The sequence below is a fragment of the Pantoea cypripedii genome, from assembly GCF_011395035.1.
GTDB lineage: Bacteria > Pseudomonadota > Gammaproteobacteria > Enterobacterales > Enterobacteriaceae > Pantoea > Pantoea cypripedii_A.
The window spans coordinates 1,144,027-1,159,350 of sequence record NZ_CP024770.1 but is presented as its reverse complement, the minus strand read 5'-3'; the positions used below and the strand labels follow the sequence as shown (position 1 = coordinate 1,159,350).

The 15,324-nt window shown below is 51.1% G+C and carries 12 protein-coding genes; 3 read left to right on the top strand and 9 right to left on the bottom strand.

The annotated features are described in order from the left end of the window. Positions 1–14: 14 nt before the first annotated feature. On the bottom strand, positions 15–713 hold the full coding sequence (locus CUN67_RS28750; RefSeq protein ID WP_208718937.1) for a GntR family transcriptional regulator: 699 nt from the start codon (positions 711–713) through the stop codon (positions 15–17). 121 nt (positions 714–834) lie between these two features. Beyond that, entirely contained in the window at positions 835–2,316 is a 1,482-nt protein-coding gene (locus CUN67_RS28745; protein WP_208719596.1) for an NAD-dependent succinate-semialdehyde dehydrogenase, read from the bottom strand. Between the two features lie 493 nt (positions 2,317–2,809). On the opposite strand from CUN67_RS28745, the gene CUN67_RS28740 reads away from it, so the two are divergent. The 3 genes from CUN67_RS28740 to CUN67_RS28730 all read left to right on the top strand — a co-directional run bounded on the left by CUN67_RS28740 (position 2,810) and on the right by CUN67_RS28730 (position 6,754). Further along, complete coding sequence (locus tag CUN67_RS28740; protein WP_208718935.1) at positions 2,810–3,916, top strand: phosphotransferase; 1,107 nt, start codon at positions 2,810–2,812, stop codon at positions 3,914–3,916. Continuing rightward, a complete protein-coding gene (locus CUN67_RS28735; protein ID WP_254711450.1) occupies positions 3,916–5,268 on the top strand; it encodes an aspartate aminotransferase family protein in 1,353 nt (450 codons plus the stop codon). Before CUN67_RS28740 ends, CUN67_RS28735 begins: the two co-directional genes overlap by 1 nt. Positions 5,269–5,611: 343 nt before the next feature. Continuing rightward, a complete protein-coding gene (locus CUN67_RS28730) occupies positions 5,612–6,754 on the top strand; it encodes a LacI family DNA-binding transcriptional regulator (protein WP_208718933.1) in 1,143 nt (380 codons plus the stop codon). Here the strand turns inward: CUN67_RS28730 and CUN67_RS28725 are convergent. From CUN67_RS28725 to CUN67_RS28695, 7 genes are all read right to left on the bottom strand, one after another. After that, on the bottom strand, positions 6,741–8,795 hold the full coding sequence (locus CUN67_RS28725) for a hydantoinase/oxoprolinase family protein (RefSeq protein WP_208718931.1): 2,055 nt from the start codon (positions 8,793–8,795) through the stop codon (positions 6,741–6,743). The genes CUN67_RS28730 and CUN67_RS28725 overlap by 14 nt on opposite strands. After that, positions 8,792–10,528, bottom strand: a complete 1,737-nt coding sequence (locus tag CUN67_RS28720) for a hydantoinase B/oxoprolinase family protein (protein ID WP_208718929.1) — start codon at positions 10,526–10,528, stop codon at positions 8,792–8,794. The genes CUN67_RS28725 and CUN67_RS28720 overlap by 4 nt, the downstream gene beginning before the upstream one ends. A 201-nt stretch (positions 10,529–10,729) precedes the next feature. Then, positions 10,730–11,212, bottom strand: coding sequence for a heme-degrading domain-containing protein (locus tag CUN67_RS28715; protein WP_208718928.1), 483 nt, complete (start codon positions 11,210–11,212; stop codon positions 10,730–10,732). An 84-nt stretch (positions 11,213–11,296) separates the two neighbouring features. Next, complete coding sequence (locus tag CUN67_RS28710; protein ID WP_208718926.1) at positions 11,297–12,283, bottom strand: Gfo/Idh/MocA family protein; 987 nt, start codon at positions 12,281–12,283, stop codon at positions 11,297–11,299. Between the two features lie 51 nt (positions 12,284–12,334). Continuing rightward, positions 12,335–13,510: a Gfo/Idh/MocA family protein gene (locus tag CUN67_RS28705; RefSeq protein WP_208718924.1), complete on the bottom strand. Its 1,176-nt coding sequence runs from the start codon at positions 13,508–13,510 to the stop codon at positions 12,335–12,337. 21 nt (positions 13,511–13,531) lie between these two features. After that, positions 13,532–14,299 carry an ATP-binding cassette domain-containing protein gene (locus CUN67_RS28700; protein WP_208718922.1) on the bottom strand — a complete coding sequence of 256 codons (768 nt, stop codon included), beginning with the start codon at positions 14,297–14,299 and terminating at the stop codon, positions 13,532–13,534. After that, positions 14,296–15,309, bottom strand: coding sequence for an ABC transporter permease (locus CUN67_RS28695; protein WP_208718920.1), 1,014 nt, complete (start codon positions 15,307–15,309; stop codon positions 14,296–14,298). Before CUN67_RS28695 ends, CUN67_RS28700 begins: the two co-directional genes overlap by 4 nt. Positions 15,310–15,324 lie beyond the last annotated feature (15 nt).

Here is a 15,324-nt window from a genome sequence, read left to right as displayed (position 1 = left end):
ACCAGGAGGCCCCATTATTTACCCGCACCCGCAATTCTCTGTTTCTGATGCAACCAGGCAACCAGTTTCCCGCCCTCACTTTGATTATGTAACCAGGCTTCACGGGCCGCATTCTCTGCATCACCAGCCAGTAAGGCATCAATCATTGGAATATGCTGATCAACAATCCCACCCAGATTATTAATCATCAGAGAGTTACTGGTTTCGATATACAATCTTACCTGTTGCTCAACCAGCCGGTAATGATTCGCTAATCGGTTATGTCCCACGGATTCAATGATTGTGCGATGCAGTCCTAAATCGCCTTCGCTCGCTTTTATCACATCGCCGCTGGCACAGGCATGGATTAACCCGGTCATCGCATCTTCAATACGTTGTCTCAGGTCATGGGTCATATTCTCTGCCGCCAGTCGCACCGCCAGACTTTCCAGACTCGCTCTCAGCGTCCAGAGTTCCCAGGCATCATCAGCCGTCAGTGATCTGATTTCCCAACTGGTATAGGGTGTTTTCACCACCAACCCTTCTGCGGCCAGCCTGGCTAAACTGACACGAAGTGTCGCCCTGGCGATCGACATTTTCTCTGACAATTCAGTCTCAATGATACGTTCACCCGGCTGCAACGAGCCGGAGAGAATAAAGTCGCGTAACGCTTTCGTTGCTCGAGCTTCAACTGAACTTTTATTGACAGGGGTTATTACCCTTTTTAACGCCACAGTGCCTCCCTGATCCGGTTATCCCAATACGATTAGCCGTCAGAGACCTGGGGAAGTCAAGGGTTCTTTCACTGGAGAAATCATGGAGTTTTAAAAGGGCCGAAGCCCTTTTTCCCGCCAGCTAGTAAAGTTGGCCCTGGCAGAGATATTTGATGTGCATGAAATCATCCAGGCCATACTTTGACCCTTCACGGCCATAGCCTGACTCCTTGATGCCACCAAACGGAGCGATGGGATCAGCAATCCCCCCTTCATTAATACCGATAATACCCGTTTCAAGCGCCTTCGCCATCCGCCAGATGCGGCGATTGTCCTGGGTCTGAATGTAGGATGCCAGTCCATATGCAGAGTCATTAGCCAGCGCGATCGCCTCTGCCTCCTCCTCAAACTGACTCACAGCAACCACAGGACCAAACGTCTCTTCGCAGCTGCACTCCATTGATGCATTCACGCTATCAAGAATAGTTGGAGCAAAATATAAAGGCCCGGCGCATTTGTCGTCTTTAACTCTGAATCCGCCACAAATAATGCGTGCACCTTTATTCAGTGCATCCTTGATATGCGACTCAATTTTATCAATCGCGCGTTGGTTAATCATTGGCCCGATTTGTGAGTCAGGCTCACTTGCTGGCCCAACCTTCAATGCCATAACACGTTCGGATAATTTTTTCAGAAACACGTCATGTACTGAGGTGTGAACATACAACCTGTTAGGTGACACACAGGTCTGCCCCGCATTCCTGAATTTCGCCACCATATAACTCTCAACCGCGATATCCAAATCCGCATCCTCAAAAACGATAAAGGGTGCGTTCCCTCCCAGTTCAAGCGAGAGTTTCTTCAGGGTCGCTGCACTCTTTTCCGCCAGCGTTTTACCCACCAGCGTGGAGCCGGTAAACGTCACTTTTCGTATCACCGGAGATTCTAACCAGACATTAACCACTGCCGGTGTATTGGTACGCGGCGACGTCACGATATTGATAACTCCTGCGGGGATCCCAGCCTCTTCCGCCAGTTTAACCAGCGCTAAAGAAGTTAGCGGTGTATCTTCTGCCGGTTTGGCGACCACGGTACATCCCGCAGCAAGGGCCGGTGCAAGTTTTCTGGCAATCATCGCCGCAGGGAAATTCCACGGCGTGATAGCCGCTACCACACCGACAGCCTCTTTTAAGGCAAAGGTCATACGGTTAGCCACTGGCGGCTGCATGATATCGCCATTAATGCGTAAGGCTTCCTCTGCAAACCATTCGACATAACTTGAGGCGTAAACCACTTCCCCGATTGCCTCTGCCAGCGGCTTTCCTTGCTCGGTAGAGATGAGCTTACCCAGGTCCTCCTTATTATCGAGAATAAGCTGGTTCCATTTTTTCAGTATCACAGAACGGGTGCGAGCCGTTTGGGTCTTCCATGAAGTGAAGGCATCAGCTGCTTTCTGCATTGCAAGTTTTGCATCTTCCTCTGTACTGGCGGGTACAGAAGCAATCACATCCAGAGTGGCAGGATTGACGATGTCAAATACCTCCCCCTGATAAGCATCCTGCCACACACCACCAATGAAGTTTTGCGTAACAAGCAGCTCTTTTCTCTTGAGTTCTAAGTACATAGCAGACCTTTTCATTTCGCTTAAGACTACCCAAAGTGGCCGGGCCAGTTTCTTCTGAAACCCGACACCGATAAAATTATCCGACAATTTCAAAGCATGTATCATGCCAGCCATAAATCATCAGCCTGAAAGTTACTCTCTCCTCTCCGCTCTTATTTTTGTAGCACAATTTAATTGTTATTTCCTCACAACACGTTCATGACGCACAAAAATGGTGGGCAGCTTTGATGCAACACCAGACTTTCGCCCCAAAACAATGATTTTTATCATTCTAAATTAGAATGTTATAAGAAGAGCCTCATGGATTGATATTTTTCATCAGGAATGGATAAAACCTTGCCAAGAAATTATTGTGCGACAATTATGACTCATTGTATGCTTGCTTACACGCTGAAGTGCTGCATCATGCTTCAATTTTATTAGGCATCTATCCAGAACCATGCATCCAGAGGAACGCTACTGGCTGTATGCCGCGGATTTTGTGGGACAAAATATGGGAGAGAGTACCATTTCAACAACCATGAGACTGACCGGTTCTCTTGAGGGGGACCTGGCCGCACCGTTTGTCAGCGTGTCAGATGGCGAGGCGGTTGCATTAGCCTCTGAGCATTTTGGTTTACATGGAAGTGTCAGACGCTTTGCCACCGAAAAAGACGACACTTTTATGCTCACGACACATGACGGGGAACGATATACAGTAAAAGTCGCCAACCCCAGCGAACCGCGCTCAGTGCTCGATTTTCAGATTGAGCTGGTCAACCATGTTAACCATAACGACCCGACACTCCCTGTTCCGGAAAACTTCCGTGGTCTGAACGGCGCTTACATCAGCGATGTCCTTACCTCTGCGGGTGAGAAACGCATGATGCGAGTAATGAGTTTCTTACCTGGCACGCCAAGAGCCAAAACAACCGGTAACCGGCAGCAACGCGAGCATACGGGGGAACTACTGGCAAAGCTGCGTCATGCCACAGCAACATTCTCACATCCCTCCGATTCCAGAATCCTCGCCTGGGATGTCAGCCATCTCCTGAATCTGCTGCCTCTGCTCAGCTATGTTGACGACGCGAATCATCGTCAAATGCTGACCTATGCATTGCGACGCTTTTCTGCGATTGAGCCTCTGATTAAAAAAGGGCGATATCAGGTGCTACATAACGACTTTAATACTTCAAACATCCTGATCTCTGACAAACAACCCGAGAAAGTCAGCGGCATTATCGACTTTGGTGACGCCGTCAGAACCACAGTGGCTGTTGATGTATCGACTGCGTTGATGAATCAACTGACTCAGCCTGACGCCAGCTACAGCAATGATATTTTCCACGAAGCACGAGATATTCTGCGCGGCTATCTGCGCTTCGCTGACCTGAGTGAAGAGGAACTTGAACTCATCCCACACCTCGCGATGGGCCGGGTTGCCACACGTGCGTTACTGACCTGTTGGCGCTCAACGCTGTTTCCCGAAAACAGTGAGTACATTATGCGCAATACGGCACCCGGCTGGGGGCATCTCGAATGGTTCCTCGCGCACTCTATGGAAGAGGTTTCCACTCTGCTACTACCGTCTTATCAATCATCATTAAGGGGCACAGAATAATGAAAGCGTTACCTAAAGGTTTTCGTGGCGATATGGCCAATGGATTTAACCCCGCCACGACTGAAACTTTGGCGGCACCTGTGCGTCAGCATATTGAACAACGCACCCGTTTACTGGGTCCGGCATATCGCCTCTTTTACAGTGAACCCGTCGAGATTAGCCGGGGAGAAGGGGTATTACTGTATGACAAACAAGGTAATGAGTACCTGGATGCATACAACAACGTCGTATCCGTAGGCCACTGCCATCCCAAAATCATCGCCGCCATCACGGCGCAAATGACGAAGGTGTGTACGCATACCCGATATATGCAGGATGGGATCCTGAAATATGCGGAAGAGCTGCTGCAAACAACTGACCCTGTCATGCGTTCCAGTGGCCACATGATGTTTACCTGCACCGGTTCCGAATCCAACGATCTGGCGATGCGTATCGCACGGCATTACACCGGGAAAACCGGTGTCATCGTGACGAAAGAGGCTTACCACGGTAACTCATGGCTGACGGCCGGATTCTCTCCATCGTTGGGTAAAAAATCTAATCTTGACCCGTTCTTACGTACCGTTGATGCACCAGATTCCTATCGCGTCCCCCAGGACCAGATTGGTGCCATTATGGCGCGTCAGGTTGCGGCACAGATCGAAGATATGGAACGCCACGGGGGTGGATTTGCGGCCTTTATTGCCGATTCCCTGTTCTCTTCTGACGGCCTCTATGCAGACCCGACCGACCTTCTCTCCCAGGTTGCCGAAGTCGTTCATGCAGCAGGTGGTCTGATGATTTGTGATGAAGTGCAGTCGGGCTTTGGTCGCTCAGGCACCCACATGTGGGGCCACCAGCGCCATAACGTACAACCGGATATTATTACAATGGGCAAACCGATGGGTAACGGCTATCCCGTTGCTGGCATTATGGTTCGCCATGACATAGTAGAAAGTTTTGGTCGTGACATGCGTTATTTCAACACTTTTGGTGGCAACAGCGTCGCGATTGCTGCCGCTCAGGCCACCCTTGATGTGATCAGGGAAGAACAGCTGATGGAGAACGCTATCGCTGTTGGCGATTTCCTGCTGGACGGTTTCAAAGATATCGCCTCACGCCATGAACAACTGGGTGATGTGCGTGGGTGTGGCCTCTATTTTGGTCTGGAAATGGTGAAAGACCGTGAAACCAAAGAGACGGATATCGATACTGCACTGGCGCTGGTCAATCAGTTACGTAAACAACGCGTGTTGATTTCTGCTACCGGGTCCGATGCCAATATCCTGAAAATTCGTCCTCCGTTAGTCTTCCAGAAAAATCATGCCACCCGACTGTTGGAAGAGGTAGAAAAAGCCTTTACTGCGCTCTGAAATCCGACCAGAAGCACAAGGTCTTTCCTGCCACATAGTTTATCTGATCACCGTTCGTCTTATTATCGTCAGAAAGGCGAACGGTTCCATAAGTAAAGCCTTTAGCATTTTGAAATTCCAGGACGTTACACTGGACGCCAAAAGAATATTCGTCCTCTCACAGTTGTACTTATTCTTAAGCTGAGGTATCAATTTGGCCTTCCCTGGTTGCGATGCGATTTTCAACGGTCTGCATTCCCTTACGCAAAATAATGACGAATTTTCCGCTGCAATACTGCCGTGGTCGAGACGGAAATGTAGAGATTGATTTTCCCGGACCTGAAAAATTTGGCCGGAGGTGATAATGAAAAAAGTTACGATTCAAGAAGTTGCGAAGGAGGCTGGGGTATCACCCACCACCGTATCTAACTTTTTCAATGATCGACTTAACCACATGCGCGTGGGTACCAAACAACGCATCGAGAAAGCGATAGCCACACTTGGCTATGTTCCTAATCAGGCCGCCCAGCAGTTAAGAACCGGTAAGACGCCAATGATCGGACTGCTGGTACCGACAGTCGCCAACTCATTTTTTGGTGAATTAGCGGTTGAGATGGAACAGGCAGCGAAAGAACAGGGTTTTCGCATTATCCTTTGCAATACACTGCAAAGCGCATCCAATGAACGCGATTTCTGGTTCGGTTTGCATGCCCTTGGTGTTCGCGGTGTGATTTGTTCCTCAGCACTGGTTACCGTCGAAGAACTGGAAGAGTATGTCAAAATGGGTTTGTGCGTGGTCGCTGTCGATGAAAAACCCTGCGAACACCTTCCCCCCTCAGTTGACTTCGTCTCGATTGACCATAAACAATCCATTCGCCTGGCAGTAGACCATCTTGTTGAGTTGGGGCACAGTTCTATCAGCTATATCGCCGACTTCAGCAACACGACTTTCAGCCGTCGATCCAAAGCCGAAGGTTTTCTCGATGCGGTGGCCAGCCACGGACTGAGAGATTGTCATCTGGTTATGCCGAACCACAGCGAAGGCACGCCACGATTCTCTGATAAAGAACTGGCAGAGCTTGGCAGAACTGCCGTGAGCATCATTCTTTCCGAGCACCCTGACACGACGGCCATCGTAACCTTTAACGATATGACGGCTCTGGGCGCGATTGAAGCACTCAAAGAGCGACAAATAGCCGTTCCTGAGCGAATTTCTGTCGTCGGGATTGACGGTATCAGTGTTGGAGAACTGCTGTCGCCGACGATCACATCAGTACGTCAGCCATTGCAAATGAGTGCAGTTAAGGCAATTGCCTCAGTAGCTGAGCAACTTGACCGGGGCAGAAGACAACGTAAGGACATCATTATTGCGCCTGAACTTATCGTCAGGAAGTCCTCTGCACCACCTCCCAGGTGTAACATCGACACGCTGAGTCCTCATCCGGGTACAAATGACAGACCTTCCCCGGATGAGAACATCGTTACTGCCCGGATCAATCAAAAATAATCAGCAAGCCACCTTCCTCAGTAGTGACCGCCTGACTGCCAGCAGGGACGAAGTTAGATGTCAGCAGGTCTGATACGATGCAGGGACCGCGCATCTTAGTACCCTGAGGTATAGTACTGGCATCAAAAGCCGGGATCGTGACCCATTCGTTCTCCAGATACACCTCTCTGACGGAAGCGCAGATGGATTCAGCAGAACCCGATTCACCACGGACTGCCACGGAGTTTTGCACGCGCCCAATAGCCTGAACACGCCATTCAAGGAATTCAACCGATTCACCGGGTGAAGCAACCGAATTGAGCCGTTCATGAATCTGGTGAAAATCTGCAACCAGCGATTTGAGATTCTCTGTGTCGATAACCTGGTGCACAAACGGAACGGCTATTTGCGAAACCTGTCCATGATAGCGACACTCAACAGAAAGCAATATCTCGCGGCGCTCTGGCTTCACCATCATGGAATCAAGGAACTCATTACCCTGTGCTACTAAGGCGGCCAGACTGGAGTTCACCAAATCAAAGTTGAAGGCATCACTTCGGCTGTAACCCATCCGGCCAAAGTCAAACATGATATCCCCGGTAGAGATGCCATAGGCACTCAGAACACTGCCCGCACGAGGGATCAGAACTTTGCCGATACCGAGTTGTTTCGCAAGATTTGCCGCATGTAAACCGCCGGCGGCCCCACCGGATACCAGAACAAAATCTCGTGGGTCAAACCCTTTTCGCATAGTCATATTTTCGATAGCAGAAATCATATTCTGTTCTGCAACCGCTGCGATAATCGCCGCTGCTTTCTCCACCGAGACACCCAAAGGGTCCGCAACATATTGCATCACCGCTTTTTTCGCCTTTTCAACGTCCAGAACGAGATGACCGCCTCCAAAGCGTTCTGCTTCAAGAAAACCGAGGATCAGGTTGGCATCGGTTAATGTCGGTTGATTACCACCCAGCCCATAACAGGCGGGACCGGGTTTAGAACCGGCACTTTTAGGACCGACATGGACAAAGCCACCCGCGTCGACACGGGCAATCGAACCCCCACCGGCGGCAATCGTTGAGATCTCCACCGAGGGCACACCAAACACATGTCCGGCGATAGTTCCCTGGCGTTGCATCGCCACCGCCCCATCAATTGCCATGCAAACATCAAGGCTGGTCCCGCCTAAATCCATCGAAATAACATTGCGCTCGTGCAGACCTGCCTGCTCTACCAACCTGACTGCGGCACCCGGTGCTGCAGAAGGACCTGACAGACACAAAAATACCGGTTTTGCCACGATCGCATCCGCTGATGTCCTGCCACCATTCGAACAGACAAAGAGTGGTTTACGGGAAAAACCCGCCGCAGTTAACCGCTCACCCAGCTGGCCGATACTGCCCTTCATCACTGGTTTTAATGACGCATCCAGCACCGTTGCCGAGGTACGCCGGTATTCACCCACCGCGGGGTTCACTTCATGGGACAGGCTGATCGGCACACCGGGAAACATCTGACTTAGCAGCTCAGCGATTTTCAGCTCGTGGGTCGGGTTCATCACTGACCACATCAGCGCCACCGCAATAGCTTCAGGTTGTAACGGTCTGATGGTCTCGAGAATGTCATACACTTGTTGCTCATCAAGTGGGGTTTCAATCCCCCCTTCTGCATTGATGCGCTCAGCAACGGCAAAGGTCAGATGACGCGGTACCAGCGGCTCAGGATAGTCTTCAAAGATCTCATAGCTGTTTTCCCGTCCCCCTTCTCTGATAAGCAGGATATCGCGGAATCCTTCGGTGCAGATCAGCACAGTCCTTGCGGTACGGCGTTCTAAAATGGCATTGGTTGCCGCCGTCGTGCCGCAGGAAAAAGTGCTACATCCTTGAAGCAGGCTTTGTACACTGGTACCACGCTGAGTCGCCACGTGGCCAATACCGTCCATAATCCCCTGCGCGATATCGTCATGGTTTGACAGGGATTTGTAGAAGGCCAGTTCACCGCGATCGTCAACAACGATGTCAGTAAAGGTTCCACCGACGTCTACCGAAATGGTCACACTCATTTTGCCTCTCCCAAAGCCGTGCTGGCGGAGTAATGATAAAAAGCGCGGGCATGCTCAACCGTCAGCAGACCATCGCGAATGGATTTTTCAATTTTGTCACTGCGACGCTTTTTCGGATCGCCAAACCCGCCACCACCGCTGCCGTAAGCGATCAGGCGTTCCCCCGGCTGCAGTGTGATATCAAAAAAAATGGGTAACTCTGATAGCGTCCCTGATGTGTCTTTTTTCCATGTCCGCGTTTGTGCACCCGGCAGACCACCGGCCACACCTGCTGGCGGATACTGAAAACCACCGCTGTTTACAGAGAATGTGACAACGTCATCGCGCACACGAATGACGCAGTCACAGCCCTGCGCACCTTCCCATTCGCCCACGCCACCTGAATCAGGCCGCAATTCAAGTTTTTCAATGATGAGTGGTTGCTGCTGCTCCATCACTTCAACAGAAGACTGCGACAACATGCCCTGGGTAGTGCCACTGCCATAGGTTAGCCAACCATCATGGCCGGCAAGGGCTGGGCCGCCCCAGTAGCCGAGCACCATCTGGTTGACGAAGGGTGCCTGCCGACGTGAGTCAAACCCGCTAACACAGGGTGCAGAAGCCGGATTTCCCACCGTGCCATAGGCGGTACCACGGGCAGGAGACACCTCGGCAAACATCGCCTGGATATGATCAATCAGAATATGTGCCAGGTTGGTGGTTGCGGAGCTGGTGGCTGCGGGGAATCTGGGGATACCAATGGCTGAATTTTCCCGCATTTTGATCTGCACCTGGTTGAAAGCACCCGAAGCGCGCGGAATATCAGGGCCTAACATGTTGAGAACCGCTGTCAGGCAGCTGGCAATGACTGTCGCCTCTGTCATATTCAGCCCGATAGGCAGGCAATCAATATTCTCCGTGAGATCGATGGTGATTTGCCCTTTCTCAGGGTCGACCAGCATGGTCGCCGTGACCGGCAGCCCCTGCTCATAACCCTGACAGACCCCATCATGCATGGCTGTTTTACTGACCTGCATTGCTGGCAACCTGGCAATCGCTGCCTGTGCCATACTCGCCGCATACTCCTGATACTGATCAAGAAAAGCCAGTACCGTCTCAACACCAAAACGCTCGCACATCTCCTTCGCCCGGCGTTCCCCGGTACGCACGGCACCGACTATTGCCAGGTAGTCTCCGTAGAACTGTTCCGGGGCACGGATATTGGCTTTGCACAGTTCGATCAGTTCAGGATTGTCACGGTAGTGGGTCTGAATCTTCAGACAAGGTAGCGTCAGGCCTTCCGCATAGTGGTCACTGCACAGGGAGCCATAGGTGGTTGGCGTGGGGAAACCGATATCACTCAGATGGGCGCGGGCTATCGAGTAGAACACGAGTTTACCTGCGAAAAAGACCGGCGCGCACAGTGTGACATCGGCACAATGGGTATTGCCCAGATAGCTGCTGTTATTAATAAAGCAGTCACCTTCGGCAATGTTTTCCCCATAGCGATCCAGAATAGCTTGAGGCACCAGATGGGCAGCACCGGTATGGATCGGTAATCCCTGCCCGGCACTGACCGTGCGATATTGTGCATCAGTCATGGTGCATGAGAAATCAAGCGCAGTGTTAAGCACACCTGAACGACCGGTACGAGCAAGGGTATAGGCCATTTCCCGGTTGATGGCTTCAAAACGCTTTTGCAGGACGATCATCGTGAGTGGGTCCAGCTTCACTGTGTTTGTCGCTTTGGTCATTTTAAGTTTCCCCTGACAGGCCACATTACCTAAGAATGCACCACCTGTTTCTGACTAAGTGTATCGATACACAATATTATTAATTGTGTACCTCCCCGATAACAAAACAGAGTATTAATTAATTGAGAAATAAATTTAGCGCTCGCAATAACCCGCTCAGTATGTGAAGGGTTTAGCGCATCCTTAATATCGGATTTACTGTTATTTGTCGCCAGCTACATTTTGCAAGTAATATTCAATGGCTTCTGTTACCAGATAATGATCGTCCCTGCTGCTTAATCCGGAAACCGTTACCGTCCCGATAATACCCACCCCCGTGACCACGATGGGGAAACTCCCACCATTAGCCGCAAAATCCTCAGGAGACATCCCATCCAGCACGTTACTGCCTCTCTCCGCGGATTCCCTGATAAGCTGCCCTGCATAACTGCACATCCTGGTTCGCAGCACAAAATTACGTTTGCGTCGCATCCACTCGCTATTATCAGGGGCAGTTTTATCCATTGCCATCAGGAAAATAACCATGCCATTTATAAAAATCTCAACAGCAATATCCACATTGCGACTTTGAGCCGCCTCTCTCAAATAATTGCCAATACCCCACGCAGCATTTCCATCAAACGACCTGAACGTTAATTTCTCTTCCTGTTCCTTAACACGTTTACTCTCTGATATTTCATTCATGGTTATATCCTGGAATAAAAGACACACGTGGAAAGAGTTCCTTCATAATGCGTATGAAGGAATTTCGTCTTTTAATTAACCTGATTAAACGGTTTCCCAGCCATCGTGTTCACCAGCCCGATAAATAGCGTCGATGGCTTTCTGATTCAGATATGAATTCTTTAAAGAAAATACATTCACATCATTACCCTGGGCGGCCTGAGCGAAGGCATCAAGTTGCAGACGATACTGGCGGGTATCAGGATATCGCCAGACCTGGGTACCGGTATGACTCAGATTGTGCAACTCAACACGTTCATGGTCATACAGTCCGGCGTTAAAGGGGGCAGAAAGCTCGATGTAGCCTTTATCGCCGTGAAATACCATGCTTTGCTTCACAGCAAGCTGAAACGAGACATAGAAAGAGAGTTCAAAATCACCAAAATCCATACGTACACTGGAGTAGGTATCCACGCCAGAGGCAGGATCGCATTTAACAATTGCCTGGGTACGCAGCGGTTCTTTACCCGTTGCAAAACGCGTCGTAACAACCGGATAAACACCAATATCTGGCAGTGCACCACCACCCAGTGCTAACTGGTTACGCATATCCGTGGCGTCATCCGTGTAAAAACAAAACGATCCCTGTACCTGACGAAGATTGCCAATTGCGCCTTCAGCGATCAACTCACGAACTTTGGCCCATTGAGGGTGATACGTCACCATATACGCTTCACTGATCACCACCTTATGGCGTTCAGCCGCTTCGACGAGTTGGTCGATTTCACCCGCATGCAATGCAACGGGCTTTTCGACCAGCACATGTTTGCCAGCTTCGGCCGCTTTCAATGCCCACTCAATATGTTGTGAAGACGGCAACGGAATATAGACGCCATCGATTTCATCCGACGCCAGCAATTCTTCATAACTACCAAATGCCAAAGGCGCACCAAAGCGATCGGCCATCGCGCGAGCTTTGTTAAAATCCCGGCTGGCGACAGCCGTGAGCACACCGTAGTGCGAGTCCTGAATAGCAGGATACAGCCGTTCATGGCCGATTTTCGCCGTGGATAACACACCCCATCGAAACATGTTTTTTCTCCCGATATAATTTTTCAAATGCGTTTAGCAACGCTGTTCCGGTCAGAGATACACCCTGCTGTCGACCCAACAACCGGTTTGTGAAGACTCCAGGGCGGCATCCATAAACTTCATGGCACGCACACCGTCTTCTATCGTCGGCATATCCCTTACTGCGCTGGTGTAATCCTGACCCAGTCGACGTTTAACGATGGCTTCAGCAGCATCCGAATAAAGTGAAGCAAACGACTCGAAGTAGCCTTCGGGGTGGCCGATGCCCACACGACTGACACGGTCAGCTTCGCCTTTGAGGCCAAAGCCGCGCCGTTCGAGAGTGAGGGTTGATTGTCCAAGACGTGAATGGAAGAGCTGATTAGGTTCCTCCTGAAACCATTCCAGCCCACCTTTTGAACCAAAGACACGAAAGCGCAGACCATGCACCGCACCAGGACCCGCATTGGTCACCCACATCATGCCGGATGCGCCATTTTCCAGGTTGAACAATACACCGGCGGTATCTGATGTCTTACGCCCGGGAACGACAGCTTTCACCTCAGCAGTGAGTCTGACGACCTCCTGGCCGGTCACGAAGGACACCATATGGTGAGCGTGGCAACCAATATCGCCGAAGATGAGAGAGGGACCGTTCAGATCAGGATGAAAACGCCAGTTGGCCGGGTTTGCACTGAGTTCATCAGCAGAAGCTTCCGCCGCATAGCCCTGAACACACTCGACCTGTACCATCCTGATATCACCGATGTCTCCTTCCCGCACCATTGCGCGTGCCTGTCGTACCATTGGAAAGCCGGTGTAACTGAATGTCTGGCAGAAGACCAGTCCCGCTTCCTTAACACTTTTTGCCAGCGCCAGGCACTCATCAAGTGCAGATCCCAGCGGTTTGTCGCAAATAATGTCCAGCCCGTATTTCACTGCACTTTCGGCATATTGGCAGTGAGTGCCGTTGGAACTCATGATAGCGACAACATCAATACCATCCGGGCGGGCATGTTCAGCGGCGAACATTTCTTCAACTGATCCATAGGCCCTGTCTTCAGCCAGTCCAATATCCCTGCCATACATTTTTGATTTCACCGGGTCCGAAGACAGTACACCTGCAACAATTTCAAAATTATCGTCAATGCGCGCTGCCGCGCGATGAACAGCACCCACAAAAGAACCCGGTCCGCCGCCGATCACACCAAGACGCAGCCTTCTGCCAAAGGTACGGAAAATATTCATGTTACTCTCCCTGCGTCAGATTCAGGCCACGGCCAGGTTATCGCCACGGATCAGCGAGGCGACATACTCAGGATCGGCACCCGCCGCAGGCATGCTGGCAATCGAACATCCTGCGCGCAGCACGACAATATCGTCGGCAACAGGTTTGATATGATGAAGATTGTGAGTAATCAGAATGACTGAGACGCCGCGGTCGCGTACCGTTTTGATCGTCTCCAGTACCTGTTCCTGCTGGCGGATCGACAGGGCTGCGGTCGGCTCATCAAGAATGACCAGTTTGGCACTGAAATAGACCGCACAACTGATGGCAATGCTCTGGCGTTGACCACCTGACAATTCCTGCACCCGATCATCCGGGTTTCTGACTTTTAGCCCCATAATCTCAAAAGCTTTGAGCGTTTCTGAACGCATCTTTGCTTTATCAAGACGCTTGAATGGCCCCCAGCCGACAGTGACGGCATCTTCTCGTCCGAGAAAAACGTTTCGGGCAATACTGATGTCATTAATCAGCGCAAGGTCCTGATACAACGTGGCAATACCTGCCTGCTGCGCATCAAGGGGAGAATTGAACTCAACCTCGCGGTTTTCCCACAGCATTTCGCCTTTATCCGGTTTGATCACTCCGCTGAGTAGTTTGATCAGGCTGGACTTCCCTGCGCCATTGTCTCCCAGCAACGCCAGCACTTTGCCAGGGCCCACTTTAAATGAAACGTCACGAACGGCTTCAACATGCCCGTAGCTTTTGGCCAGGTTACGCACTTCAAGCAATGCATCTTTAGATGTGATCATTTGCGAGCCCTCTTTTCAATAGCGCGATTGGTCAGTACAGCACCGACAACGAGAATACCGAGGAGAGCCTGATAGACCGCCGGGGGCATATTAATTAACGCCAGCCCCTGTTGGATCATCGCGATAATGACGCACCCCAGCAGAGTCCCAACGATACTACCCACACAGCCGTTAAGGCTGGTTCCACCAATGACAGCGGCAGCAATCGCTTCAAGTTCCATCCCCATGCCACGGTTGGCATCGACAGTACCAAACCGCCCCAGCTGGATGATGCCAGCGAAACACGCCAGTACTGCGGTGAGCACAAACAACCAGATTTTAACTTTTTTAACCGGAACCCCTTTAACGCGTGCAGCCTGCGGATCACCGCCAGTGGCAAAGATCCAGTTTCCCCACTTGGTATGTTCCAGAACCCAATGCGCTGCCAGCAATACCACTGCACACCAGAAAAGCCCCATGCTTAAGCCGTTCGGGAAGCGCTCCGAAAGGAGCGCAAGCGTGGAGGATCCCGGTGGAACCGAAACCGGATACCCCCCGGAAATCAGGTACACCATGGAGCGCCAGAACATCAGCCCACCTAGGGTCGCAATGAATGAAGGAATAGCCCACTTCACCACCAGCGTACCGTGCAACGCACCTATTGCGGCGGAAGCCAGTAAACTGATGACGATGACCAGCGGGATACTGATATTAAATGTTGAAGCGAGAAAGGCCGTCAGCATGGAACACAGTGCCAGCACCGCACCCACTGATAGATCATACTCACCGGCGATCATCAATAAGGTCACGGCAGATGCAACGATAGCCAGTTGCGCGGCCACCAGGGCAATCGACGTTAACGCTTCCGCTGAGGTGAAATGCGGCGCGATCGCCGCAAAGATAATAAACACGATTAAAGTAGAGAACGCTGCACCCACCCAAGGACGCCGGGAGATGAAGGCCCGTGCGGTGCCACCAAAGGATAAGGTAGTGGACGGCTGTATCTGTATCGTTTCGGAATTCTTGGACATAGCAATGCCTCCGGT

Excerpts from the sequence above, each read along its gene's own strand:
- CUN67_RS28745 (WP_208719596.1), bottom strand. The coding sequence starts at position 2,316 with ATGTACTTAGAACTCAAGAGAAAAGAGCTGCTTGTTACGCAAAACTTC.
- CUN67_RS28740 (WP_208718935.1), top strand. The coding sequence starts at position 2,810 with ATGGGAGAGAGTACCATTTCAACAACCATGAGACTGACCGGTTCTCTT.
- CUN67_RS28735 (WP_254711450.1), top strand. The coding sequence starts at position 3,916 with ATGAAAGCGTTACCTAAAGGTTTTCGTGGCGATATGGCCAATGGATTT.
- CUN67_RS28730 (WP_208718933.1), top strand. The coding sequence starts at position 5,612 with ATGAAAAAAGTTACGATTCAAGAAGTTGCGAAGGAGGCTGGGGTATCA.
- CUN67_RS28725 (WP_208718931.1), bottom strand. The coding sequence starts at position 8,795 with ATGAGTGTGACCATTTCGGTAGACGTCGGTGGAACCTTTACTGACATC.
- CUN67_RS28720 (WP_208718929.1), bottom strand. The coding sequence starts at position 10,528 with ATGACCAAAGCGACAAACACAGTGAAGCTGGACCCACTCACGATGATC.
- CUN67_RS28715 (WP_208718928.1), bottom strand. The coding sequence starts at position 11,212 with ATGAATGAAATATCAGAGAGTAAACGTGTTAAGGAACAGGAAGAGAAA.
- CUN67_RS28710 (WP_208718926.1), bottom strand. The coding sequence starts at position 12,283 with ATGTTTCGATGGGGTGTGTTATCCACGGCGAAAATCGGCCATGAACGG.
- CUN67_RS28705 (WP_208718924.1), bottom strand. The coding sequence starts at position 13,510 with ATGAATATTTTCCGTACCTTTGGCAGAAGGCTGCGTCTTGGTGTGATC.
- CUN67_RS28700 (WP_208718922.1), bottom strand. The coding sequence starts at position 14,299 with ATGATCACATCTAAAGATGCATTGCTTGAAGTGCGTAACCTGGCCAAA.
- CUN67_RS28695 (WP_208718920.1), bottom strand. The coding sequence starts at position 15,309 with ATGTCCAAGAATTCCGAAACGATACAGATACAGCCGTCCACTACCTTA.